This is a genomic window from Aromatoleum diolicum (genome assembly GCF_012910955.1).
Classification (GTDB): Bacteria; Pseudomonadota; Gammaproteobacteria; order Burkholderiales; family Rhodocyclaceae; genus Aromatoleum; species Aromatoleum diolicum.
Genome location: NZ_WTVQ01000005.1, coordinates 57861 through 83757, shown reverse-complemented (window position 1 = coordinate 83757; position 25897 = coordinate 57861). Strand labels below are relative to the sequence as shown.

15 protein-coding genes are annotated in these 25897 nt (G+C 63.5%); 6 read left to right on the top strand and 9 right to left on the bottom strand.

Going from position 1 to position 25897, the window contains the following annotated elements; all coding sequences use genetic code 11:
• Positions 1-41 precede the first annotated feature (41 nt).
• The 5 genes from GPA25_RS04515 (at position 42) to GPA25_RS04495 (ending at position 13446) form a co-directional block, all read left to right on the top strand.
• Complete coding sequence (locus GPA25_RS04515) at positions 42-8891, top strand: GH36-type glycosyl hydrolase domain-containing protein (protein WP_169259169.1); 8850 nt, start codon at positions 42-44, stop codon at positions 8889-8891.
• Between the two features lie 89 nt (positions 8892-8980).
• Positions 8981-10084, top strand: coding sequence for an extracellular catalytic domain type 1 short-chain-length polyhydroxyalkanoate depolymerase (locus GPA25_RS04510; RefSeq protein WP_169259168.1), 1104 nt, complete (start codon positions 8981-8983; stop codon positions 10082-10084).
• A gap of 181 nt (positions 10085-10265) precedes the next feature.
• On the top strand, positions 10266-10460 hold the full coding sequence (locus tag GPA25_RS04505) for a hypothetical protein (protein WP_169259167.1): 195 nt from the start codon (positions 10266-10268) through the stop codon (positions 10458-10460).
• Positions 10461-10735: 275 nt separating this feature from the next.
• Entirely contained in the window at positions 10736-12070 is a 1335-nt protein-coding gene (locus GPA25_RS04500; RefSeq protein WP_169259166.1) for a sigma-54 dependent transcriptional regulator, read from the top strand.
• Positions 12071-12120: 50 nt separating this feature from the next.
• Entirely contained in the window at positions 12121-13446 is a 1326-nt protein-coding gene (locus GPA25_RS04495) for an acetate kinase (protein ID WP_169259165.1), read from the top strand.
• Between the two features lie 57 nt (positions 13447-13503).
• On the opposite strand, the gene GPA25_RS04490 is transcribed toward GPA25_RS04495, so the two are convergent.
• The 7 genes from GPA25_RS04490 to GPA25_RS04455 form a co-directional block, all read right to left on the bottom strand.
• Positions 13504-14049, bottom strand: a complete 546-nt coding sequence (locus tag GPA25_RS04490; RefSeq protein WP_169259164.1) for a hypothetical protein — start codon at positions 14047-14049, stop codon at positions 13504-13506.
• A gap of 4 nt (positions 14050-14053) precedes the next feature.
• Positions 14054-14743, bottom strand: coding sequence for a C39 family peptidase (locus GPA25_RS04485; protein WP_169259163.1), 690 nt, complete (start codon positions 14741-14743; stop codon positions 14054-14056).
• 10 nt (positions 14744-14753) lie between these two features.
• Positions 14754-15140, bottom strand: a complete 387-nt coding sequence (locus GPA25_RS04480) for a hypothetical protein (protein WP_169259162.1) — start codon at positions 15138-15140, stop codon at positions 14754-14756.
• Between the two features lie 67 nt (positions 15141-15207).
• Positions 15208-16599, bottom strand: a complete 1392-nt coding sequence (locus GPA25_RS04475) for a beta strand repeat-containing protein (protein WP_169259161.1) — start codon at positions 16597-16599, stop codon at positions 15208-15210.
• Positions 16600-17034: 435 nt separating this feature from the next.
• Positions 17035-17190, bottom strand: coding sequence for a DUF3096 domain-containing protein (locus GPA25_RS04470; RefSeq protein WP_169259160.1), 156 nt, complete (start codon positions 17188-17190; stop codon positions 17035-17037).
• Positions 17191-17207: 17 nt separating this feature from the next.
• Complete coding sequence (locus GPA25_RS04465) at positions 17208-17435, bottom strand: hypothetical protein (protein WP_169259159.1); 228 nt, start codon at positions 17433-17435, stop codon at positions 17208-17210.
• 780 nt (positions 17436-18215) lie between these two features.
• Positions 18216-21047 carry a chemotaxis protein CheB gene (locus GPA25_RS04455; protein ID WP_281357686.1) on the bottom strand — a complete coding sequence of 944 codons (2832 nt, stop codon included), beginning with the start codon at positions 21045-21047 and terminating at the stop codon, positions 18216-18218.
• Between the two features lie 409 nt (positions 21048-21456).
• Here GPA25_RS04455 and GPA25_RS04450 point away from each other — a divergent pair, with 409 nt between their 5' ends.
• Positions 21457-22818, top strand: coding sequence for a PQQ-dependent sugar dehydrogenase (locus tag GPA25_RS04450; protein WP_343034832.1), 1362 nt, complete (start codon positions 21457-21459; stop codon positions 22816-22818).
• A 58-nt stretch (positions 22819-22876) separates the two neighbouring features.
• On the opposite strand, the gene GPA25_RS04445 is transcribed toward GPA25_RS04450, so the two are convergent.
• Positions 22877-23506 (bottom strand): response regulator, encoded by a 630-nt coding sequence (locus GPA25_RS04445; RefSeq protein ID WP_169259157.1) that lies wholly within the window; start codon positions 23504-23506, stop codon positions 22877-22879.
• 32 nt (positions 23507-23538) lie between these two features.
• Positions 23539-25623 carry a sensor histidine kinase gene (locus GPA25_RS04440; RefSeq protein ID WP_169259156.1) on the bottom strand — a complete coding sequence of 695 codons (2085 nt, stop codon included), beginning with the start codon at positions 25621-25623 and terminating at the stop codon, positions 23539-23541.
• Between the last annotated feature and the right edge of the window lie 274 nt (positions 25624-25897).

Here is a 25897-nt window from a genome sequence, read left to right as displayed (position 1 = left end):
ATTTCATTTTCTGAAAAAAGGCCCCTGAATTGAACGCCGGCATGAAGCTCAACGCATATTTGCAGCAATTGGAGATGCAGCTTCGCGGAAGCGGCTGGCCAAGGATTTCGTCCGACGAGGAGCCGCCGCTGCGATCGGAATTGTTCAGCGCCGATCAGATGGAGCAGCATGGCAAGGCCCTCGCGGCAACGCACCGATTGGCCCCGGGACGCGCACCGGATCAGCTTCTGGGGCGGCTGGCGGCGAATGAAAGCGCGCTGGTCGGAGTGTGCAAGCTGCTCACCGTTGCGGTGACGGAGAACCGCCGGATCACGCCGGCGGGGGACTGGCTGCTCGACAACTTCTACCTTATCGAAGAGCAGATCCGCACGGCCAAGAGGCACCTGCCCAAAGGTTACAGCCGCGAACTGCCGCGCCTGGAAATCGGGTCCGCGGGGCCGTCGGCGGGGCCCCCGCGCGTGTACGACATCGCGCTGGAGACCGTGGCGCACGGCGATGGTCGCGTGGATACGGAAAGTCTCAGCCGCTTCGTGGCGGCCTACCAGACGGTATCGGCTCTCAAGCTCGGCGAATTGTGGGCGATCCCGATCATGCTGCGACTGGCAGTGATCGAGAATCTGCGCCGCGTTGGCGCGCGCATCGCCGCGGGTTGGGCGGAGCGCGACCTGGCTGGTTCCTGGGCGGACCAGATGACCGAGACCGCCGAGAAGGATCCGAAGAGTCTGATCCTGGTGATCGCAGACATGGCGCGTTCAAATCCGCCGATGGTCAGCGCGTTTGTTGCGGAGCTGGCGCGCCGCTTGCAGGGGCGAGGCCCGGCCCTGGCCTTGCCGCTGACCTGGATCGAGCAGCGACTGTCCGAATCGGGCCTGACGATTGAACAGATGGTTCAGTCGGAGAACCAGCAGCAGGCCGCCGATCAGGTCTCGATCAGCAACAGCATTGGCAGTCTCCGTGTGCTGGGGGCGATGGACTGGCGCAAGTTCGTCGAAAGCATGAGTGTCGTCGAACAGACTCTGATGCAGGATCCCGCCGGCGTCTATGGCAGGATGGATTTTGCTACTCGCGACCATTACCGCCATGCAACGGAAGCGATCGCGAGGAAAGGCCGTCTGACGGAGGGCGAAGTGGCCCGCAAGGCGCTCGACCTGGCGCGGGCCGGCGCGGCCATCGATACCGCGAGCGGGAGCGTCGACCGGGCAGGGCACGTGGGCTTCTACCTGATCGACAGGGGTTTGCCGGAGCTCGAGCGGGCGGCGGACGTTCACCTTTCCGGCCCCGAGGCCTTGTGCAGGGCGGCAGACCGGATCCCGTTGATCACGTATTTGGGCGCCATCACGCTGATCACCCTGATCCTTACCGGCTATCTGCTGACGCAGGCGAGTGGCGCGGGAACATCCGTTTGGGTGCTGCTGCCCGTCTGCATCGTCTCGCTGCTGGGTGCGAGTCAGCTGGCCGTGGCACTGGTGAACTGGCTGGCAACCGTGCTGGTGGCGCCGCGTCCGCTGCCCAGAATGGACTTCTCCGAAGGAATCCCGTCGCAGTCGCGCACGCTGGTGGTGGTCCCGACCATGCTCACGAGTGCTGCGAGCGTCGAGGATCTGGTCGAGGCGCTGGAAGTCAGGTTTCTGGCGAATCGCGATGCCAGCCTGCACTTCGGTTTGTTGACCGATTTTCTGGACGCGCAGCATGAATCGCTGCCCGAGGACGGTCCGCTGATGGAGCTGGCCCGGACGCGAATAGACGAGCTGAACGAGAAATACACCAATGGCGAGGGCTGGACCCGGGACGACATTTTCTTCCTCTTCCACCGCCCGCGGCGATGGAACCCGCAGGAGCGGGTCTGGATGGGGTATGAGCGCAAGCGCGGCAAGCTCGCGGATTTGAACGCGCTGTTGCGGGCGGGCACGCGTGGCGTTGCCGGGGATGGCTTTGCCCTTGTCGTCGGCGACACCGCGATTCTGACCGGGGTGAAGTACGTCATTACCCTGGATACGGATACGCAGTTGCCGCGCGATACGGCGCGACAACTGGTGGGTGCCCTGGCGCACCCGCTGAATCGCGCACGGTACGACGCGGACAAATGTCGCGTGTGCGACGGCTACGCCATCCTGCAGCCGCGCGTGTCGGTCAGCCTGCCGGGGACGAACCGCTCGCACTATGCGCGCCTGTACGGTGGTGAGCCGGGCATCGATCCGTACACGCGCGCCGTGTCGGATGTCTACCAGGATGTGTTCGGCGAAGGTTCGTTCATCGGCAAGGGGATCTACGACGTCGATGCGTTCGAGCAGGCGCTCGACGGGTGCTTTCCCGAAAATCGCATCCTCAGTCACGATCTTCTCGAAGGTTGTTACGCGCGTGCCGGGCTGTTGAGCGACGTGCAGGTGTACGAGGACTATCCTGCCCGCTACAGCGCGGACGTGAGTCGCCGTCACCGCTGGATTCGGGGCGACTGGCAGCTGGCGGGGTGGTTGCTGCGGCACGTTCCGGGCGAGGGCGCGCGCCGCCGGACGAATCCGCTGTCGATGCTGTCGCAGTGGAAGCTGGTCGACAATCTGCGGCGCAGTCTCGTCCCGGCGGCGCTGACGCTGATGTTGCTGTCCGGATGGACGCTCCTGTCGCCGGCGTGGTTGTGGACCTCGGCGGTGATCGGCATCCTGCTGATTCCGGCCGTGTGCGTCGCCATCGTCGATCTGTTCCGCAAGCCGGACGAGGTGCTGTTGCGCCAGCACCTCGCAGCCGTTGCACAGTCGGCGGCGCGGCGCCTGACGCAGGTGGCGTTCGAGCTGGCCTGTCTGCCGTACGAGGCGTTTTTCAGCCTGGATGCGATCGCGCGCACGGTTTGGCGGATGCTGGTCGCTCGCAGGCGACTGCTCGAATGGAAACCGTCGAGCGAAGTCGATCGCGAATTGGCCGAGCGTGGCCGCAGCGAGGCCCTCGGGTGTTGGCGATCGATGTGGATCGGCCCCGTCATTGCCGCCGTGACGGCGATCTATCTGGTGATTGCGGAGCCGGTGGTGCTGGGGGTGGCGGGGCCGATTCTGCTGCTGTGGTTCGTGTCGCCCGGCATCGCATGGTGGATCAGCCGCCCGCTGGCGCGCCGCACGGTGTCCCTGGCGGCCGAGCAGATCTTGTTCCTGCGCGCGCTGGCGCGCCGCACCTGGGCCTTCTTCGACACCTTGGTCGGTGCGGACGACAATTGGCTGCCGCCGGACAATTATCAGGAGTATCGCGTTGCCGCGGTCGCGCATCGCACGTCGCCGACCAATATCGGGGTGGCGCTGCTGGCGAATCTGTCCGCGTACGACTTCGGCTACATCCCGGCCGGACAACTCATCGAGCGCACGACGAATACCCTGCGTACGATGGACGGGCTGGAGCGGCACCGGGGGCACTTCTACAACTGGTACGACACGCAGACGCTGCTGCCCTTGTCGCCGCTGTATGTCTCGACGGTGGACAGTGGCAACCTCGCCGGCCACCTGCTGACCTTGCGTGCGGGTCTGCTCGCGCTGGCCGATGACAAGGTGATCGCAGGGCGGCTATTCGACGGCTTGAGCGACACGCTCAGGATACTTGCGGACCTTGCCGACGCAATGGACAGGGCGGCTGCGGGCCCGCTGGCGGAGTTCAGGAACACCCTGGAAGCGGTGTCCGCGGCGCCTCCGGGCACCCTCGCAGCGGCGCGATTGACCCTGATGCGCTTGGCGACCGGGGCCGCCGAACTCGCCGAGCGGTTCGTCGTCAGCGCCGATGTCAGGGACGGTCCGGTGCCCGAGCGCGATGCGAAGGGGGCGGAAGCGCAGGTGTGGGCGCAGGCCCTTGCCCGGCAATGCCGAGAGGCGCTGGACGAGCTGTGCTTTCTCGCGCCGTGGCTGGTGCTGCCGGCAGCACCGGGGGGGATGGAGGCGCATTTCGCCAGGCTGGTCGACGCCCCCGGCATCCCGACCCTGCGCCAACTGGCGAGGGGCGATACGGAGACAACGTCGGCGCAACGCGAGTGGACGCAGGCGCAACTCGCCTGGCTTGGCGAACTGCAGCAATCCCTCGCGGAAGGGCGCGCCCGCGCGCGAGACAGGATTGCGGCCATCGAACGCCTGGCACTGCAATGCGGCGAACTGGCGCAGATGGACTATGAGTTCCTGTTCGACAAGACGCGACACTTGTTGACCATCGGTTACAACGTCGAAGAGCGCCGACTGGATTCGAGTTACTACGACCTGCTGGCGTCCGAGGCGCGCCTATGTAGTTTCGTGGCGATTGCCCAGGGGCAAGTGTCGCAGGAAAGCTGGTTCACCCTCGGGCGCCTGCTCACTGCGACCGGTGGCGAACCGGTCCTGCTGTCGTGGAGCGGCTCGATGTTCGAGTACCTGATGCCGCTGCTGGTGATGCCCACGTACGACAATACGCTGCTCGACCAGACCTGCAAGGCGGCGGTGGCGCGACAGATCGAGTACGGCATCCAGCGCGGCGTCCCCTGGGGCATCTCGGAATCCGGCTACAACACCGTCGACATGCATCTCAATTACCAGTACCGCGCCTTCGGCGTGCCGGGGCTGGGACTCAAGCGCGGCTTGGCCGACGATCTGGTGATCGCGCCCTATGCCTCGGTGCTCGCGCTGATGGTGGCGCCCGAGGAGGCGTGCCTGAATCTGCAGCGACTCGCGGCCGAGGGCTTCCTTGGCAAATTCGGCTTCTTCGAGGCGATCGACTACACGCCGGCACGCCAGCGTCGCGGGCAATCGCACGTGTTGGTGCGCTCCTTCATGGCCCACCACCAGGGCATGAGCCTGCTGGCGCTGGCCTACCTGGTGCTGGATCGCCCGATGCAGCGGCGCTTCGAGTCGGACCGTTTGTTCCAGGCAGTCATGCTGCTGCTGCAGGAGCGCATCCCGAAAGCCACGGCCTTGTTTGCGCACACGGCGCAGCTGTCCGACGTGCGTGCGACGTCGGTCGCCGCGGAAACGCAGATTCGGGTGTTCAGTACCCCGCACACGCCGATACCCGAGGTGCAGCTGCTGTCGAACGGCCGCTACCACGTGATGGTCACCAACGCGGGCGGCGGCTACAGCCGCTGGAAGGACCTCGCCGTCACGCGCTGGCGCGAAGACGGCACGTGCGACAACTGGGGCACGTTCTGCTACGTCCGCGAAGTGACCAGCGGGGCGAGCGGCGAGTTCTGGTCGACCGCCTATCAGCCGACGCTCAAGCGACCGGAGACGTACGAGGCGATCTTCTCCGAAGGGCGCGCCGAGTTTCGCCGCCGCGACCCGGTGTGCACCGGCGATGGCGCGGACGATGGCGATTTCGAGACTTACACCGAGATCGTCGTGTCGCCGGAGGACGATATCGAGCTTCGGCGGGTGCGCATCACCAATCGGTCGGAACAGCGCCGGGAAATCGAGGTCACGAGTTACGCCGAAGTGGTGATCGCACCTCCCGCCGCGGACGCGCTGCATCCGGCCTTCAGCAATCTTTTCGTGCAGACCGAGATATTGCACGAGCGGTGCGCGATCCTGTGCACGCGCCGGCCCCGTTCGGCGGGCGAGCAGGCGCCGTGGATGCTGCATCTGATGGCGGTGCATGGTGCGAAGCTCGGCGAGGTGTCCTACGAGACCGATCGTCTGCGCTTCATCGGCCGTACGAGAAGTGCCGCCAATCCGCTGGCGATGAGCGACCCGGGCCCGCTCTCGGGCACCGACGGTTCGGTGCTGGATCCGGTCGTCGCCATCCGTCATCGCATCACGCTCGATCCGGAACAGTCGGTCACGATCGACATCGTCTCGGGCATCAGTGACACCCGCGACATGGCCGTGAGCCTGGTCGAGAAATACCAGGACCGCCATCTCGCCGATCGCGTCTTCGACCTGACCTGGACCCACAGCCAGGTGGTGCTGCGGCAGCTCAATGCCAGCGAAGCCGACTCGCAACTGCATGCGCGCCTGGCCAGCTCGGTGATCCACGCCAACGCCTCGCTGCGCGCCGACCCGGCGGTGCTCATCAAGAATCGCCGCGGACAGTCGGGCCTGTGGGGATACGCCATTTCGGGCGATCTGCCGATCGTGCTGCTGCAGATCGGCGACTCGGCCAACATCGATCTCGTGCGCCAACTCGTGCAGGCCCACGCGTATTGGCGGCTGAAGGGGCTGGCGGTGGACCTGGTGATCTGGAACGAGGAGCATGCCGGTTACCGGCAACGATTGCAGGAACAGATCATGGGGCTGATCGCCTCGGGTATCGAGGCGAGCGTGATCGATCGGCCGGGGGGCATTTTCGTGCGGCCCGCCGAGCAGATGTCCGGCGAGGACCGCATCCTGCTCCAGTCGGTTGCGCGTGCCATCATTTCCGACGGCCGGGGCACACTGGTGGAGCAGCTCGACCGCCGCACCCTTGCGGATCCACGGCCGCCGCGTTTTGCGCCGAGTCGCGCGCAGCGTTCCGAAGGCGCTCCCGCCGCCGAGCCGCCGCGCCGCGATCTGATCCTGTTCAACGGGCTCGGCGGATTCACCCCTGACGGGCGTGAATACGTCATTGCGCTCGCGCCCGGCGAGGTGACTCCGGCGCCGTGGGTGAACGTTCTGGCGAATCCCCACTTCGGGACGATCGTCTCGGAGAGCGGCGTCGCCTACACCTGGAGCGAGAACGCGCACGAATTCCGTCTCACCCCCTGGCACAACGATCCGGTGAGCGATTCGAGCGGCGAAGCCCTGTACCTGCGCGACGAAGAGACCGGCCAGTTCTGGTCGCCCACACCGCTGCCGGCCCGTGCCGATGCGTCCTACGTCGTCCGGCACGGATTCGGCTATAGCGTCTTCGAGACCCGATCCGCAGGCATTTGGTCGGAACTGCGCGTTTTCGTGGCGCTGGACGCCCCCGTCAAGTTCTCGGTGCTGAAAATGCGAAACGAATCGGGGCGTGCGCGCCGGCTCTCCGTGACCGGCTACGTCGAGTGGGTGCTGGGGGATCTGGGGGCGAAATCCGCCATGCATGTCAGCACCGAAATCGACCCCCGCAGCGGTGCGCTCTACGCGCGTAACCCCTACAGCATGGAGTTTGCCGAGCGGGTGGCCTTCTTCGATGTGGATGAACCGACACGCAACCTGAGCGGGGACCGCACGGAATTCCTCGGGCGCAACGGCACGCTGCGAAATCCGGCGGCAATGAGCCGCACGCGCCTGTCCGGCAAAGTGGGCGCGGCGCTGGACCCCTGCGGCGCGATCCAGGTGAGTTTCGATCTGGCTGAGGGGCAGGAGCGCGAAGTCGTCTTCCGGCTCGGCGTCGGGCTCAACGTCGAAGACGCCGGCACGCTCGTGCAGCGCTTCCGCGGCGCCCTGGCCGCGCGCGGTGCGCTCGCAACGGTGCAGCAGCACTGGAAGCACACGCTCGGCGCGGTTCAGGTGGAAACGCCCGACCCGTCGGTCAACGTGCTGACCAACGGCTGGCTCATGTACCAGACGCTGGTGTGTCGCATCTGGGCCCGCAGCGGCTATTACCAGTCGGGTGGCGCCTTTGGCTTCCGCGACCAGTTGCAGGATGTGATGGCACTGATCCATGCCGAGCCCGGGCTGGTGCGTGCGCATCTGCTGTTGTGCGCGAGCCGTCAGTTCCAGGAGGGCGACGTGCAGCACTGGTGGCATCCGCCGGCAGGCCGGGGGGTGCGCACGCGCTGTTCGGACGACTACCTGTGGCTACCGCTGGCGGTGTGCCGCTATGTGACGAGTACCGGCGACACGGGGGTACTGGACGAAGCCGTGCACTTCCTCGAGGGCCGCCCGGTCAATCCCGAGGACGACTCCTACTATGACCTGCCCGGCCGCTCCGTCGACGTGGACAGCCTGTACCAGCACTGCGTGCGAGCCATCCGCCACGGTCTGCGCTTCGGTGAACGCGGCCTGCCGCTGATCGGCGCGGGCGACTGGAACGACGGCATGAATCTGGTAGGGATCAAGGGCAAGGGCGAGAGTGTCTGGCTGGGCTTCTTCCTGTGCGAAGTGCTGAGACAGTTCGCCGGGGTGGCGAGAGCGTACGGTGATGCATCCTTCGCCGATCTGTGCGTGGAGGAGGGGGGGCAGTTGCGCCGGAACATCGAGCAGCACGCCTGGGACGGCCAGTGGTACCGCCGCGCCTGGTTCGACGATGGCACGCCGCTTGGCTCCGCCGGCAACACGGAATGCCGCATCGATTCGATCTCGCAGAGCTGGTCCGTGCTGTCCGGGGCGGGCGACGAGATGCGTTCGCGCATGGCCATGAAATCCGTTGACGAACGGCTCGTGCGCCGCGACTACGCGCTCGTCCAGCTTCTCGATCCGCCCTTCGACAAGTCGAATCTGGATCCCGGCTACATCCGCGGCTACGTGCCGGGCGTGCGCGAGAATGGCGGCCAGTACACCCACGGGGCGATCTGGGCGGCGATGGCGTTTGCCGCCTTGGGCGAGCGCGAGCGTGCCTGGGAGCTGTTGGCCATGATCAACCCGGTCAATCACGGACTTTCCGCGGAGGGGATCGCCACCTACAAGGCGGAACCCTACGTCGTCGCAGCCGACGTCTACGCACTCACGCCGCACATCGGCCGCGGTGGCTGGAGCTGGTACACCGGCTCTGCCGGCTGGATGTATCGGCTGGTGATGGAATCGCTGCTGGGCCTGAGGCTGGCGGGCGACACCCTGCATCTCGCGCCCTGCCTGCCGGCGGACTGGCACGCGTACAAGATCCACTACCGCTATCGGGACACCGTCTATCACATCGGCGTCTCGCAAATGCGTGTCGGTGACGATCGGGAAAGCGGCGTGACGAGCGTGACTGTGGATGGCGTCGAGCGACCCGACAAGGCGATTCCCCTGGTTGATGACCACCAGGAACACATGGTCGAGGTGCGCGTGGATGCGAAATAAGCGCTTGCTCCTGCCATTGCCGCGGGGCGGCTCCCACGGGGCGCTTGCATGCGCCTCTGTTGCACCACTGACGATCGAGCGCTGAAAGCATGGCACGACGCACGCGAAAGGCCCTTTTGGGCCGATCATTCCAGCGCGCACTGACGGCGATGACGCGGACGGCGATTCGCGCCGGTTCGAAGGCGATAACGCAGGCGCTGAAGGCCAAGCCTGCGCGCAAACCCGCAGCGGCGAAACGTACGGCGATGAAACGTACGGCGACGAAACGGGTCGCCGAGAAGCGTGTCGCGGAGAAGCGTGTCGCGGAGAAGCGCACCGCGCCAGCCGTGGGCGACTGGAGCGCGGGGCTCGCCATCGGCACCGCTGGCGCTCGCCGCTATTGGCTCTACAAGCCTCCCGGCGTGCAGCGCGGCGAGCGCCTGCCGCTTGTGGTGATGCTGCACGGTTGCTGGCAGGGCGCGGAAGCCTTGGCTTCCAGCAGCAAGATGAACCGGATCGCCGCTCGCGAACGCTTCTTTGTGCTTTATCCCGAACAGGACCGCCTCGCGAATGCTCAAGGTTGCTGGAACTGGTACGACACGCGCTCGGGTCGGGCGCAGCGCGAGGCCGGCGCCATCGACGCCGCGATCGATCAGGTCTGCCTGTTGCAACCCGTCGATCCGGAGCGTATCGCGCTGGCCGGGCTTTCGGCGGGCGCGGGCATGGCCGCGCTGCTGGCGGCGCATCGCCCGCAGCGTTTTCGGGCGATCGCAATGCATTCGGGTATCGGAACGGGTGTCGCGCATTCATCAGCCACCGCATTGCGGGCCATGCGCGGGCGCCGGGTTGCAGGTGCAGCACTCGCGCCGATCGCCGTCGGAACGCGCTCGCCCGCGCTACTGGTGATCCATGGCAGCGCCGACTATGTCGTGGCGCCCAGCAATGGCGCCGAAGCGGCGCGGCTGTGGGGCGCCCGGGTGGGCGCGAAACCGAGTAGGCCGCGCACGGTGCAGCGCGGCACGCGCTACGCCGCCACGATTACCGATTACCGGGCGCGCGGCCACGTGGTCGCAACCCTCTGCGAGATCAACGGCCTTGGCCATGCGTGGAGTGGTGGCGCCGCGGGGCAGAACTATAGCGATCCGAAAGGCCCGGACGCGTCGCGCATGATCTGGGCCTTCATGGCCAAACAATTCGCAAAGGGCGCGGGCTAGTGCGCATCTCTCACATATACGGACACGATGCGCGCGTCGGTGGGCTCATCCTCAACGGAAGATCGCGACCGACGTAACACTGCCGAGAACGACCTTCGCTTTGGACCGAATCGTGAGGGTGTGAGCAATGCGGGCCAGGAAGAGTGTCGACGCATTTGACACCTGCGCTGTTGAGTCACCGATGCGACTTCGACAGTCCAATCTGAATAATTCCTTTGGCATCGTCAGTGCAGGCGCCGGGAAACATCACTGGCCGTTCTTCGATTCCCCTTTGATGCAACAGGATCTTGCACATCCAGCCGGCCGCGTGCCTCCGCAGGTCATCTCGCACAATGCAAAAATGCAAAACGAATATGCGAATGGGTTTATGAACTGACGTTTGCAGTTACGTTACATGTCGACACACCTCAAAACGCGCATCCTCAAGCAGTTGGCATCATTCATGCACCGTCATCACACATGACTTCAACGGGGCGATCGCCGGCCAGTGGCAGAGCAACCGGCCGGGTTTGTCTTGTGTGCCCCGGTCATTGGTTTCCGGTTCAAGGAACTGGGCTGGCTTGCTGCACGGACCCGGGTCGAGGGGCAGGAATTGCACTGCCGCACCGATTCCAGGAAAGGGCAAGCGCCGCTCGGAATTTGGGGTTGCATATGGAAAAGCGGAAGGGAGTATTACTCGACCGGAACGGCGCTGTCCGCACTGCACTGGATGACCTGGATCTCCCCGATTGGGATTTCCATGTCGTTTCGACAATTGAGGAAGCAAACAGGGCATTGGGGATACGTTGCCCGTTGGTCGGCCTGGTGGCCTTTACTTCACCGCAATCATGGTCGGCCCGCGAACTGGAATCCCTGCTCGCCAGGCACGATGTCGAATGGATCGCGATTCTGGGTCGAGAACTGCTGCGCAATCAAACCTTTGGACCAATGGTTCTGCGCAGCTTCCATGACTTTCACACGCTGCCGCTGGACCGCGATCGCCTGATCATGACCTTGGGTCACGCCCACGGCAAGGCGCTGATCTGCAAGAGCATCGTCGAACAAGAGGACGACATCGGCCGGTACGGAATGACTGGACGCAGCCCGAAAATGGTCCAGTTGTACCGTCAACTCGACAAGATCCTGACGGTGAATGCACCGGTGCTGATTGGCGGCGAGTCCGGCACCGGCAAGGAACTGGTTGCGCGCGCCATCCATCACCATTCGGAGCGCGCGAACGCGCCGTTCATAACGATGAATTGTGGTGCCATTGCGCCCAATCTCATTCAGTCCGAGCTTTTCGGGCATGAGCGCGGAGCCTTCACCGGCGCGAACCAACGCAAAATCGGCAATATCGAGGCAGCCAATCAGGGGGTGTTGTTCCTGGACGAAATCGGCGATCTGCCTTTCGACCTGCAGGCGAACCTGCTGCGCTTTCTGCAGGAAAAGACCATCGTCCGGGTCGGCTCGACCGCGCGCATGCGGGTGGACGTGCGAGTGATCGCCGCAACTCATGTGGATCTGGGCCGTGCAGTCGCCGAAGGACGGTTCCGCGAGGATCTCTTTTACCGGCTAAACGTACTGCATATCAAGGTGCCACCGTTGCGCGAGCGCGCGCAGGATATTGCGCTGTTGGTCACCACCATCTTCAACGAAAACCGGCACCAGAAAAGTCCGCAGGTAAAAGGCTTCAGTTCCGAGGCGCTCCATGCGATGTGCGAGTACCCGTGGCCGGGCAACGTTCGGGAGCTGATCAACCGCGTGCAGCACGCGATGATCATGACCGAAAGCAAGCTGATCAGCGCCGCGGATCTGGGCATTCCTTCACCTGACCTCGAGGGTGGCACCAATCCCACGCTGAATGAGGTCCGCTCCACGGTTGAAAAGGACGTCATCGTGAGCAGCCTGAACAAATACCAGAACAACGTATCGGAAGTGGCGCGCCAGCTGGGCGTTTCCCGCGTCACCCTGTACCGCATGATCGATCGCCTGAAGATCATCCTGTAGTCGCCTACGGGTGCCGGGTTTCTGTCGAACACGAGAATAAGGGGGGAAACATGAACGCACTGGCACATCGTCAAGGACGGCTGCTGGGCTGCAGTCTTGCCGGCCTTGTGATCGCCACCTCCGGCTCCGTGGCCCATGCCGAAGAAGGCACCTTTAGCACTTCGATGGCGGACCTTAAACGGAGGGTGGAAGAGCAAAGCCGTCAGATCGAATCGCTCAATCGCGACCTTGCGAAGCAACAGATGCTGCTCGACGACTTGCAGCGGACCCTCGACATCGCCAGCGTCAGGGGGCGGGGGACGGTACCGGCGGGAGCGGCGGCCGCACCGTCAACCCCGACAACTGCCCAGGTCACCGCAGCACAGCCCGCACAGCAGGTGGCTCAGGCGCCGAAACCGGTCGGAAAGCCCCCCGAACGCCGCACTGAAAACCGGCCGCCTGCGGTGGCGCCGATCTTTGAGCAACCGGGGGTTCTCACTCCTCCAGGCAAGTGGTTGGTCGAACCCTCGCTGCAATACGCCCACTCATCCAGTAATCGCATCGCGCTGGTCGGTTACACGATTATCCCGGCCATCCTGATCGGACTGATCGACGTGCGTGAGGTGAAGAGCGATACCTTCATCGGCGCACTGACCGTGCGCCGCGGCATTACCAACCGCTTCGAACTCGAAGCGAAAATTCCGTATGTATATCGAACCGATACCAGCGTAAGCCGGCCGGTCGGTGCGGGCGCCGCGGCCGATACCTCCTTTGATGTTGATGGGCACGGCCTCGGCGACATCGAACTCACCGGGCGTTATCAGCTCAATGACGGTGGTGTGGAGGATCCTTACTACATTGCCTCCCTGCGATTCAAGACCCGTACGGGAAGGGACCCCTTCGAGGTCAAGGTGGACCGCACGATACGCGGCACCACCGGCACGGGCCTGCAAACCGAGATGCCGACTGGCTCCGGCTTTTTCACGGTTCAGCCAGGAATCACCGTGCTCCTTCCTTCTGACCCGGTGGTATTTTTTGGCGGCGTCAGCTATCAGTACAGCTTCGCGCGCGACAACGTAAAGCAGAAGACCAACGACGGTGACCTCGATCTCGGTAAAGTGCAGCCGGGCGGCGCAGTCGGCTTCAACTTCGGCATGGGCCTTGCGCTGAATGATCGATCGTCGTTCAGCATCGGCTACGATCATCTGTCGGTCGGCAAGGTCAAGGTAGGTGGCAGGCGGCCGACGACTTCGGTCCGGTCACAATTGGGAACCCTGTTGCTCGGCTACTCCTACCGGCTCAATTCGGGCAAGACGCTTAATCTATCCATCGGCGCGGGCCTCACCGACGACGCGCCCGACATCCAGCTCACCCTGCGCATGCCACTCACGCTCTGAGGCAGCGCAATCGGCAGTGCTGCCCCCGGGCAGCCTGCCGGAAAGTTCACAATGAGACTATCTGAAAAGCGCGCTGTTAACGGTGCTTCTGAGCGAGTCGCCGATGCGGTTGGCCTGCATCATATCCATGCTGTTGACCGTTGCATTGATCGTCGTGACGGACAGTATCGTCTGGTCGTTCAGGGTGTTCTGGATCACCGTCGCAAAGGCCCCGGAGGCCATGATGCTCGCATCGAATGTATTGTTCGGCCCATTCTGGATCAGGCCCACGGTGCTTCCCAGCGTCGGCATCCTGCCAGCGTCCGCACTGCCGCCGACGAACCTGCCGAGATCCGCCACGTTGAGACTGGTGGTGCTCAACAATTCGCCATTGATATAGACCAGACGCTCGATGCCGAAGGAAAGCATCAGCCCGCCCGGTGTTTCGAATCCTCCCCGCAGACCATCCAGCACCTCGTCATCGACAACGGTGATTTGCTCGAAGCGCTCGCGCTCCAAGGCGTCCTGCTCAACCGGCAGGGCGAGCCGCGGCGTCCCGGCCCCCACCACGAGGAGGGCAATCAGTCCGGCGAGTTGTCCCGGCCGTACGCTGTTCATCGCCATCCGCTCAATGGTCCATCGGACCGCGCCGGAGCAGCAGCACATCCATGCTGTTGCCCCCCCGGACTCCATCACCCAGCGGAGCCGCCGGTCGCACGCGCCAGTCCTGTTCGCGATTGAATTGGGCGAGGTCGACCCTGTTATTGATCACGAGCAGGATGCCATTGGTCCAGTATTTCTCGAAGTCGTTCCGATCAATCACCCGCGTGCCCATGGCCGGGTCGCCGATCACCACTCTGCCTGGCCGCACGCCCTTTACCACGACAAAATGCGAATAGCCGTTCTCCTTCACCAGCGCGATCCCTGGCACGCCAGCATCGGCGAGTTGGTCGAGCGACACGCGCACACCTTCCGCGCGGAAGCCCCTGCCGTCGAGATAGCGCTTCATGTCGAGCATGGAAAAACCCTCGCGCCGAATTTTCGCCTGGTCACCGCGCTCGAACATGTATTTGAAGACCTCGACTTCGTCGACTTTCAGGTCGTAATGATGCGTCAGCAAGGTCGCGACCGCGGCCGAGCCGCAACTGAAGTCATATTGCTGGCGTAGCGTCGACACAAAGCGCGCGCCCTTCAGGCTCGTCACCGGTACCGCATAAGTGTTCCCCGACGGGCCGAGTATCGCGGGCCCCTCGGCGAGCGCGAGCCCCGACAGGCAGCAGGGCAGCATGACGATCGATAAGCACGTGCGGACTTTCATCGTCGCCACGTCAATTCACTTCGACGTTCAGGATCACCGCGTTCTGGATCAGGACCCCGTTTCCACTGTTCTGGATGAACATCGGCACGCCGCTCGCACCGGCAAGCGCACCGCCGGTAATGAGGTTGTGACCGGTTGCGGCATCCGAAACCGAAACTTCGCTGACCGAGCCGATCGCGCGTATTTCACTGCTATGCGTATCGGCGCCGCCCCGCAGACTGGACAGCGCCGCCTCATCAAGCGCCGGTCCATCCAGCAGCCTTGATGCCGGCCCCTGCACCGCAAGTTCCTCCGCATCACCCAGCATCACCAAGTCATCGGCCCGCGCAGGCACAATCGTGCCGTACATGAGGGCCAGCGCGATGCCCAAGGCGAGCAAGTGCAGTACCTGTTTCATGGCTTGACTCCTCGACTGCCGATGAAACCGGGGGAAAGGTTGGTTCCCCCGGCTCTGCGCGTGCGAATTACCTGACAGTCAGGTTTGCCTGCACATTCACGCTTTGCTGCACGAGTGCGCCGATGCCGCTGTTCTGGGCATTGACGATGATGCCGGCGCCGTTTGTGAAACTGTTGCTGATCGTATTGGACATGTTGAAGGTCCCCGCATCGACCGCCGCCGTGCCGCCGGCTCCGCCCATGCCGCCTTCGCCACCCGTACCGGCACCGCCGGTCGCCATTCCTCCGGTGTTCGTACCGCCGTCTCCGCCGTTACCCGCCGTGCTGGTGCCGCCACTGCCGCCACTGCCGCCATTGCCGCCTGCTGCGCTGCCTGTCGAGGCATTGCCGCTGGTCGCCGTACCACCGTTGCCACCGGCTCCGGCGGTGTTGCTGGCGGTGCCGCCATTCCCGCCGGTCGCGGTGCTGCTGCTGGCGCCAGCCGTCGAATCGCCCGCGGTACCACTCCCACCGGTCGCCGTCGCGGTACCCGGATCAACCGACGGTGTAACCGTAGCCGTCCCGCCGGACGAACCGTTGCTGGCCGTCGCATCTCCAACCGACCCACTGCCTGCTCCACCGTTGGCCCTCGCAGGACCGGCATTTCCGCCGGTTTCGCCGGTGGCTCCATTCGCCTCGCCGGTCGTCGCCGTGCCAACTGAACCGTCACCGCCATTGCTGCCTGCTCCACCCCTAGCACCGGATGCGGCACCACCGGCACCACCCATACCTGCTGCCGCTCCGCCCGTCGCGTCACCTCCGCTGCCAGCCCCGCCGGCCGCACCCGCGCCGCCGTTGGCATTGCCATTGTTCGTCGCGACGTTGCCAAGACCGCTCACGGAGACGCCACTGACCGTACCCGTCAGTGACGACAGGGCCATTACGTGGGTCGTGTTGAACGCGTTAGTGAAATTGGCCGTCGAGGTCGAGCCATTATTCGCCGCCGTGCTGCCATGGCCCTCTGCCGTCGCCATGCCATCGTTGTCGCGGTTGTCGCCATCGGCGCTACTGCTCTGCGTCGAGTTGTCGTTGCCCTGGTTCGAGCTGTCGGCACTGTTGGTGGAGCTGTTATTACCCTGGTTCGAGCTGTCGGCACTATTGGTGGAGCTGTTGTTGCCTTGGTTCGAGTTGTCGGTGCTGCTCGTCGAATTGTCGTTACCCTGGTTCGAACTGTCGGCACTGTTGGTGGAGCTGTTGTTGCCTTGATTCGAATTGTCGGTACTGCTCGTCGAGTTGTCCTGCGTCGCCGTCGAGAACTCATTCGCCTGCGGGCTGGTATCGCCCGCCTGCGTTGCGCTTGCACTGGCGGTCTGCGTGTTGGTGTCTGTGACATCGCTTACGGTATTCACGGGATTGGCCCACACCTGTCCGGCGACACCAAAGGCCAGCCCGATCGCGGCTGAAATCAGAGTCTTCCTCATCGCAATTCCCCTTCGAGAGCCAAAGCCGGCACCATGCCGAGCCCGGTGGCCCCAATCGCGCAAGAGCTGTGCCACGCGTAAAAAGTCACTTCAAGGGATTGATTCAAAAGGGACTATTCCATCTGCGCACCCTTTGCAGGCGAGGGGCTGAAGGACAATATGTTCAGACCCTGTACAGGTGAACGCCGATATGGCTCCGGCACGACTCGAAAAGTAGGCGTCAAGCATTTGATTGGTAACGATTTTCATGAGAATGGCGCCACGCAACCGAAGTGTTTCATCGGTGAAACACTTTCGCGCGACTGCGCACCGCTACGGTTCCTCTCGTCACGATTGCCGCCAGTACGGCGGCAGATGGCGATCTCGAAAAGGCCCTGTCAAAAACCGAATTGAACGACGACGCACCACGTGAGAGGGCGCGGGCTAATCGCCGGTTCAGCGAAAATTGAAGTTGCCGCCGCCGAAGAGGCCGATCAACCCGATGAGGATCAAGTAGATCGCGACGATATAGTTCAGCAGCCGGGGAACGACAAGAATCAGAATCCCGGCGATCAGCGATACCAGGGGAGCAAGAGCCAGGTTGATGGTCATACGGATACCTTTTCCTTTTAGCCTTTCTTTGACAGTACGGCGTAAGCGATCACGCACGCGCCGCCACCGATCAGCAACCAGCCGACGATCGGCGGAATCGAGACCGTATGCGTCCGTTCGGCGGTCGCCGTGATCGGTCCGATCTGGAGAATGTTCTCGGTCGTCGTGTAGCTGTAATGGTCATAGCCCAGAACGGCTGCGCCCATGACAATCAGTGCGACTCCGGTAATGAGTATGGCTTTCATCTTGTGTCGATCCCTGGACTTGCGCCCGTTGATGAGAATGTTCGTCCGCCCGATAACATTTACGCCGAAAAGGCTGCCGGCTCTGTACGGTTCCGCACAAAGCACTGCCTTGGCGAGAGCCGTTCCGCACAATTCGCCGCTTTTGGTTTTCTGGCGCTGCAATCGACCATGCACCGGCCGTGCAAGGTGTCCGGAAAGCGGGGCTATGTTCGCCAGCGAACGGAACGGCACAGGGGGATCGCGTACCTTTGACTGGCAAGTCCAGCTAACCGCAAATCCCTGCGTGAGCGGTCCTCGACCAACACTCAAAAGGAATTCCCATGAAGTATTCGATAATGTTTTCAGCGGTATTGATGGCGCTGGCGTTGAGCGCGTGTGAAAAGCCGACGACGGTTGTGACGCCCGCCGTAGTTCCCGTCCCGGTACCTGGCCCCCCGGGCCCCGCGGGTGCCCCTGGAGCCCCAGGATCGACCGGGTCCACTGGGGATACCGGCTCAACTGGCTCGACGGGCTCGACCGGGTACACCGGAGCACCAGGATCAACGGGTGATACCGGGGCCAAAGGTGAGCCCGGCAAGACCGGCGGCGATACCGTGATCGTCGTTCCGCCTCCGGCTCCCACCCGTTGAGATCTCGCTAGCACGGGGTGTTGAACCATACAGCGGCAGTGCAATCATCGCACTTGCCGCTGTGATGAGCCGGCGTGTCTTGTCGCGGGCGCGCAATCAAGATTCGCACACTTGAGCGCTACGACCCGCTCTCTTGCGCCGTCCCTGACCCTCACGCAGACATTTCGGCGTCCTGCATTGCCAGCAGAATCAGCTGGGTGTCGCCGCTCCTGCCTGCTATGCGGCGGGCATCGAGCGATATCCTGCGCCGGCCGATGGCGGGGAAGACCTGTTCGACCACATAGCCTTCAAAACTGCGGTCGCGCGGCAAAATGGTTTCCAGCAGTTCCCGTAGTTCGGGGATGTCCCACTGGCGGTTGCCGACGTCGTAGAGCGGACGGCCCAGGGTATCTTCCGGCGCGACGCGGAAGTTCCGGTAGAACGAACGACTGGCGGAGACGATTTTCAAGGCCCCGTCCAGCACCAGCAGCGGTTCGCGCACCGTATCGACGACGCCTTCGGCCAGATCCCGCGACGTCTGTACCGCCGCTTCAGCCTCGACGCGCTTGCTGATGTCCGTGAAGGTCAGCACCACCCCCTCGATGACGTTGTCTACGGTCCGATAAGGCATTATGCGCGCCAGATACCAGACACCACTAACCGTGCGAAGTTCGCACTCATACGGAATCAGGCTGTCGAGGACAGTCTGTGCGCGGGCGAGCAGGTCTTCACCCTCCAGATCCGACTTGATGTCGCTCAGGGGGCGCCCCACATCCGAGCCGATCAGGCGATAGACCCGCGCTGCCTCGCGCGTAAAGCGGCGGATAACCAATTGCTCATTCAGGAAGATCGTGCCGACGCTCACGTTGTCGAGCAGGTTTTTCATGTCGTTCTGCATGCCGGCCAGCTGTTGGATCTTGGCTTGCAACTCGGCATTCACCGTCACCAGCTCTTCATTGATCGACTGCAGCTCTTCCCTGGAGGTCTCGAGTTCTTCGTTGCTCGATTGGAGTTCTTCGTTGGTGGACTGCATCTCCTCGTTGGACGCCTGCTGTTCCTCGATGGTGGCCTGCAGGTTCTCCCGCGTGTAGGTCAGCTCACGCTCGAGCGCCTCGATCCTTTCGTTCGCGAGCGAAGTCGACTCACGCTTGCTTCGCTTGCGCGTGCCGGGTGCGGCACCGGACATTTCCTGAAAACTGATCACCAGCACGGCCTCGCCGGCGTCCGTGTCCGGCACGGGGCGCAGACTGAAACTCACCGTCTCCACCTCGCCATCGGTGGTGACGGCGACTTCCCGGCCCAATGTCACCCCTCCCTGGCTGGCGGCGTGGAAGATGGCCGCACGCAGTTCGAGCGGTAGCGGCTCGCGCGCCATCTCTACCACGTTGAGCGTGGCCCGGCCGGGGGCGGGACGCAGAAATTTTCCGGTGTCACCGTAAACATAGAGGATGTTGCCCTTCAGGTCCGTCACGACCGAGGCCGGCGCGTAGGATTGAAGCAACACGCGTCGGGTCAATTCGGCAAAATTGGTTTCCCTGGCTTTCTTCATGACTTCCTCGGGCGCCTTGCCCCCGCTATCCGCAGCCCAGGACAAGCCACTGGCCAACACCGCGCGGGCAGAGGCGACGGAGTGGGTGGCACGATAGAACTTCCATTTGCGGTCTTGCGCCGTAAACAGCCCGGTGTGATTGCCGATGCTTTCCGAGGGCGAGAGAAACAGTATTCCGCCTGGTTTGAGCGCGTAGTGGAAGGCCGGGATGAGGCGATTTTGCAGTTCCGGCTCCAGGTAGATCATCAGGTTGCGACAACACAGCAGGTCGAGCCTGGTGAAGGGAGGGTCCTTGATGACGTTCTGGACGGCGAACACCACCATTTCGCGAATTTCCTTCCTTACCCGATAACCCGCATCGTCCTTCAGAAAAAAGCGCTGCAGCCTGTCAGGCTGAACGTCCTGGGCAATATTCGGCGGGTACAGGCCGGCCCGTGCAACGACGATGGCATCATCGTCAAGATCCGTCGCATAGAGTTGAACCTTGAATTCCCGCTTGCTCTCATCCATCAATTCGCGCAGCAGGATCGCGATTGAATAGGCTTCTTCGCCGGTGGCGCATCCTGCCACCCAGATGCGCAGCACATAGGCATCGGGTTTGTCCCGCAGCAGCCGCGGCAGGATCTCCCGCTTCAGGGCGACAAAGGCTTCGGGGTCGCGAAAGAAGCTGGTGACGTTGATCAGCAGTTCCTTGAACAGCGTTTGTATCTCGGCGGGATTTTCCTTGGCGTAGCGGGCATAAATCTCCATGTCCTCGATGTCGTGCTGCGCCATGCGCCGCTCGATGCGGCGGCCGATGGTGCTCTTTTTGTAGAGCGAGAAGTCATGGCCGGTCGCGGTGCGTAACAGCATCAGGATGCGGCTCATGGTGCCCACGGGCGCCGCCGCCGGACGATCTTCCTGACGCCGGGCAATACGGCGGATGCCCGCCAGTAGCGCGTGCGGCATGGCGTCCGCGGCAAGCACAGCGGTCGCATAGCCCGCCCGGATGGCACTGGCAGGCATGCCGTCGTATCGGGCGCTGGCAGGTTCCTGCACCAGCGAGATGCCGCCGGCACCCAGGATGGCACGCAGCCCCAGGGTGCCGTCGGTGCCCGTGCCGGACAGGATGATGCCGACCGCCTTCTCTCCCTGGTCTTCGGCGAGGGAACGCAGAAAGGCGTCAATGGGCATGCGCATTCCGCGCGGCTGATCCGGAACGCTCAACTGCAGCGCGCCGTGAAAGATCGCCATGTCGCGATTGGGCGGAATGATGTGCACGCGGTCGGGGGCCACAATCAGTTGATCCGTGGCTTCGATCACCGGCATGGTGGTGGCGCGTTGCAGGATTTCCGTGAGCAGGCTGGCGTGGTTCGGATCGAGATGCTGAATCAGCACGAAAGCCATGCCACTATCCGCGGGCATCCGACGGAAGAACTGTTCGAAGGCTTCCAGGCCGCCGGCAGAAGCGCCCATGCCCACGATGGAAAAATTCCCGGGGCATAATCTGTCTGCATGCATGTCGGGGAGGGCGCTTGTAGTGGCGGTAATCACGGGAGTCCCGATATCGGACGGTTCAGCTACCTTGCTGTTTGGCACAAAGTTCCCTATCCGCACCGCGCGGCATGACCGGACAAGAATCTTACTCCAACCCGGTAACAGCGCATTTCCTTGTTGTGGACTGCCAATATATCTCCATGTCCTCATGCCCGCACTCCCGCACGGCAGCAGCGACACAGAGGAAACAAGCTCCCTGTGTTCGCCAGCGCACGGAATTCCGCAGCGTCTGCTCCTACGCTGTTCACGCGCCGGATGAGTTGTGCGGGGCCGCTCTCCGATGGCTTGACGGCATTCGTGCCGGTTTTCCACTTTCTGAGGAGTCGCCGTGAACCGTCCGATACTGATTCGCCGCGCTGCGGTCAGAATGATGCTTACGCGCGCACACATTTTCCTGATTGGCGCGGCGGCTCTGGCGCTCGCAGGCTGTGGCGAGATGGCCACGCTGCCGGTATCGGCCGGCACCGGCCCACAACCCGCGCTGCCACCCCCGCAGCGGACGCTGCTTCCGACCGTACACATTGCGCCCGCCGTGGGCTGGCCGGCCGGCACTATGCCGCATGCGGCACCGGGCACGTCTGTCGCCAAATTCGCCGGCGGCCTGGATCACCCGCGCTGGCTGTACGTGCTGCCAAATGGCGATGTGCTGGTGGCCGAGACCAATGCTCCGCCCAGGCCCGACGACGGCAGGGGTATCAAGGGTTGGCTGATGGGACTGTTCAAGAAGGGGGCGGGAGCTGGCGTACCCAGCGCCAACCGCATCACGCTGCTGCGCGACACGGATGGTGACGGGGTGGCGGATCTGCGCTCGGTGCTGCTGGAAGGGCTGAACTCACCGTTCGGCATGGCGCTGGTGGGTAACGATCTTTACGTAGCCAACTCCGACGCCTTGCTGCGATTTCCCTACGCCGCCGGCGACACGCGCATCACGGCGCCCGGCGTCAAGGTGGTGGACCTGCCCGCAGGCGCGATCAACCACCACTGGACCAAGAACCTCATCGCCAGCCCGGACGGAGCAAAACTTTACGTGACCGTAGGCTCGAACAGCAATGTGGCCGAACGGGGTATGGAGGTAGAAGCGGAGCGAGCTGCAATCTGGGAGGTGGATGCGCGCAGCGGCGCCCACCGCATCTTTGCGTCCGGTTTGCGCAACCCGAATGGCCTGGCGTGGGAGCCTCTCAGCGGCGCGTTATGGACAGTGGTCAATGAGCGCGACGAACTCGGCAGCGACCTGGTTCCCGACTTCATGACCGCGGTGCGTGATGGCGCCTTTTACGGCTGGCCCTACAGCTACTACGGCCAGCATGTCGATGAACGTGTAAAGCCGCAGCGGCCCGAGTTGGTGGCCAAGGCGATTGCGCCGGACTACGCACTGGGGCCCCACACCGCCTCGCTGGGCCTGGCGTCATCCGCCGGCACCTCGCTGCCCGCCCCCTTCGTCAACGGCATGTTCATCGGCCAGCATGGCTCGTGGAACCGCCGCCCGCATAGCGGCTACAAGGTGATCTTCGTGCCTTTCGAAGGCGGCAAGCCTGGCGGCGGTGCACCCGTCGATGTGCTGACGGGTTTCCTTGGCGAGGAAGGCAATGCATACGGCCGGCCGGTCGGTGTCGTACTCGACAAGCACGGCGCATTGCTCGTAGCCGACGACGTGGGCAATGTCGTCTGGCGCGTCACCACCCGGCGCTGAGCCGAAGGCCACCCGATATGGCAGCGGATCGACTCGGCGGCGCGCCCGGCAAGCCTCGTCAACCGAGCTTGTGCTCCATGACGTAGCGGGTGACCTCGGCGTTGGATTGCATCGCGAGTTTTTCGAGCACGCGCGAGCGGTAGGTACTGACGGTCTTGACGCTTACATGCAGCATTTCGCCGATCTTCGTGAGTGGAATGCCCTTGCTCAAGAGCAGCAACACCTCCATTTCGCGCGAGGAAAGGGCTTCATGGGGAAGCCGCTTACCCCGGCTCACCGTGCCGGCAAGGAGCTTTTCCGCCAGTGCGGGACTCACGTAACGGGCGCCCGTGGCGACCGCGCGAAGCGCGGTCAGGATCTGGCCCGGCGGGCTGTCCTTGTTCAGATATCCCGAGGCACCGGCATTCAGTGCGGGAACGGCGAACTCGTCTTCGGAGTACATGCTGAAGATCAGTACCGGCAGATCCGGCCGCTCACGCTTCACACGCTTGAGCACTTCCAGCCCGTTCAGGTCCGGCAGGGCGATATCTAGCAATACAACGTCGCACACTCCTTTGCGCACCAGCGCAAGCACCTCCTCGCCCGTCGCAGCCTCCGCGGCGACCTCGATATCCTCGGTGGAGGCAAGAAACTGCCTCAGACCGCTTCGAACGACCGCATGATCGTCTGCAATCAGAACGTTAACCATTTTCATTGCTCCCAGTACGCCTGTTTCAGCGCTCAGCTATCGAGCGGAATACGCAACATTAGCTGTGTCCCCTTATCCGGTCCGCTGCCGATTGAAAGCGTCCCCCCCAGGTGTTCCGCACGTTCGCGCATGCCCATGAGGCCGAAGGAGTCCGGGCGCTGCAGGTCGCTTTCTGTAATACCTGAACCGTTGTCGACCAGTCTCACAATCAATGCACCATCATGCTTACGGGCGTTTATGGTCACCTTGCTCGCGCCCGAGTGCTTTGCAACATTGGTCAAGCCTTCCTGAATGATGCGAAACACGGTGGTATTACCGAGCTGTGATAGCCGCACGTATTCCGGTAACCGAAGCACCGTGGCGATGCCCGTGTTACGCGAGAACTGCGTGACGTACCATCTGATCGTCGCGATGAGACCCAGCGTGTCCAGCGTCGCCGGGCGCAAGCTGCTGGAAACGCGTTTGACTACGCGCAAGGCCGCGTCCGCCTGCTCGAGCAGGCCATAGAGCTTCGTGTGCAGCGGTTCGGAGCTCGCCACCTCCTCCGCAGTGGTCGCGAGGCCGAGTTTGAGCATCGTCAGCGTTGCGCCGAGTTCATCGTGCAACTCACGCGCAATCATCGCACTCTGCTGTTCCCTCAGCGTTTCCAGATGCAATCCCAGTTGCTTGATGCGCTCGGCGGTCCTTTTCTGATCTTCCGCCGCACGCTTGCGTTCGCTGATTTCGTCGTGCGTCACGACCAGCCGGACCGCACCATCGCCGGGGAAGCGCGTGACATGCATCTCGAACCAGCTCGATCCCGCGGGCGCGCGGCATTCATACTCGAGCGAAAACGTCCGGCGTTTTCTCGCCAGCAGATCCTGGATTGCATCGTGCACACTGGTGGCCGTTTCCGCGGACCAGCACGGTATTCTGAACGGCGTCGCGCGACAGTCCTGACATCCGCGGGCCCGAGCCACCCTGTCGCCTGTGCCAATCGCCCATTCGCGCCACGTCCTGTTCGTGGCGATGATCCGGCCCTGCTCGTCGAGCACGCATAGACTGGACGACAGCGAGTCGATCGTCGCGCGCGCGAAGCGCTCGGCCTCGGCAAGGGCCTGCGAACGCGCTTCGACCTCGGCCGTGCGCTCGACAACCTTCTCCTCCAGTGCGTCATTCAGCCGCAGCAGCGCCGCCTCGGCATGCTTGCTTGCCGTGATATCGGTCATGGCGCCGACCACTCGTACGACGCGGCCGGTGGCGTCGCGCACGATCTGGCCACGATCCGCCACATACCCCCAGCGACCATCCTCATGGCGGATGCGGTATTCGACCTGAAACTGGTTCGTGCGAGTTTTCAATGCGCTCACGATCACCGGCCGGATCAGGCGCAGGTCCTCCGGATGCACTCGCTGCCGCCACCAGCGACGGTCAGGCCTGAAATCCCGTGGAGCGATGCCACACACCTGTGAGAGATCGCTGCTCCAGTAGAGCGAGCCGGTGCGCCGATCCCAGTCGTAGATCCCCCCCGACATCGCCTGCATGGCCATGCGCAGGCGCAACTCGCTCTCGTTCAGCGCCTCCATCCGCTTCTGTTCGGAAATGTCCGTCAAGGTTATGCGCACCGCGATCCTGTCAGCGGTCGAGGTCACCCCGATGCCGTTCAGCCTGGCATAAAAGCAGGCCCCTTCACCGCGCAAAAGGCGCAGTTCGCAATCCCGGCTGCCGGAATGTTTGGCCACGTCAACAAGATAGACATGCCAGCGGTCACGGTCCTCGGGCAGGACGAAATGCGCAAAGCGGCGGCCCAGCACCTGCTTGCGTTCGGCCCCGAGCAGGTTTGTCCCGGTAAGATTGATTTCATCGATCGTCCCTTGCCGGGTCAGGGTCAGATAGCCCACCGGCGCGAACTCGAACAGATCGACGTAGCGATCCCGCGCGTCCTCAAGCGAAAGCCGGACGTTGTGCAACGCCTCGTTCTGCCTCTCCAGTTCGACCTGATGAACCCTGAGCTCGTGCAGGAGTTCGTCCGGCATGCGGCGTGGCGCATCTGCGCCGGATGTGCCGTCAGGCTGCGTCCCGGCCTGCTCCCCGGGCGGGCGGATCGATTGCGCTCCGTCGTTCTGCAACGCGCTCATATGCCATTCCCTTCAAACCGCATGGTTCCCCCGGTGCCTTACCCGCGCCGCAGACCTGGGTCACGCCAGGAAAGCCCGCGGAACAGCCCGAACCCGATATCTACACCATTTTCGCAGCAATGCATGTAGGAAAACACCTACATTGCATGGACTGAATTCCGACGCCGATCGGGCCTGCGGCCGACAGAATGCAATCGGCGGAGATGGAATAATGCAGCCCTTTGCGTTCCCCCGTGGTCCGTTGCGGATAGCTGCGTTGACGGAACCGCGCCCT

Coding starts and splice junctions, on each gene's coding strand:
- GPA25_RS04485 (WP_169259163.1), bottom strand. CDS start 14,743: ATGAAAGTCCGCACGTGCTTATCGATCGTCATGCTGCCCTGCTGCCTG.
- GPA25_RS04470 (WP_169259160.1), bottom strand. CDS start 17,190: ATGACCATCAACCTGGCTCTTGCTCCCCTGGTATCGCTGATCGCCGGG.
- GPA25_RS04505 (WP_169259167.1), top strand. CDS start 10,266: ATGCGACTTCGACAGTCCAATCTGAATAATTCCTTTGGCATCGTCAGT.
- GPA25_RS04480 (WP_169259162.1), bottom strand. CDS start 15,140: ATGAAACAGGTACTGCACTTGCTCGCCTTGGGCATCGCGCTGGCCCTC.
- GPA25_RS04510 (WP_169259168.1), top strand. CDS start 8,981: ATGGCACGACGCACGCGAAAGGCCCTTTTGGGCCGATCATTCCAGCGC.
- GPA25_RS04465 (WP_169259159.1), bottom strand. CDS start 17,435: ATGAAAGCCATACTCATTACCGGAGTCGCACTGATTGTCATGGGCGCA.
- GPA25_RS04490 (WP_169259164.1), bottom strand. CDS start 14,049: ATGGCGATGAACAGCGTACGGCCGGGACAACTCGCCGGACTGATTGCC.
- GPA25_RS04455 (WP_281357686.1), bottom strand. CDS start 21,047: ATGGGCGCTTCTGCCGGCGGCCTGGAAGCCTTCGAACAGTTCTTCCGT.
- GPA25_RS04475 (WP_169259161.1), bottom strand. CDS start 16,599: ATGAGGAAGACTCTGATTTCAGCCGCGATCGGGCTGGCCTTTGGTGTC.
- GPA25_RS04445 (WP_169259157.1), bottom strand. CDS start 23,506: ATGGTTAACGTTCTGATTGCAGACGATCATGCGGTCGTTCGAAGCGGT.
- GPA25_RS04500 (WP_169259166.1), top strand. CDS start 10,736: ATGGAAAAGCGGAAGGGAGTATTACTCGACCGGAACGGCGCTGTCCGC.
- GPA25_RS04440 (WP_169259156.1), bottom strand. CDS start 25,623: ATGAGCGCGTTGCAGAACGACGGAGCGCAATCGATCCGCCCGCCCGGG.
- GPA25_RS04515 (WP_169259169.1), top strand. CDS start 42: ATGAAGCTCAACGCATATTTGCAGCAATTGGAGATGCAGCTTCGCGGA.
- GPA25_RS04495 (WP_169259165.1), top strand. CDS start 12,121: ATGAACGCACTGGCACATCGTCAAGGACGGCTGCTGGGCTGCAGTCTT.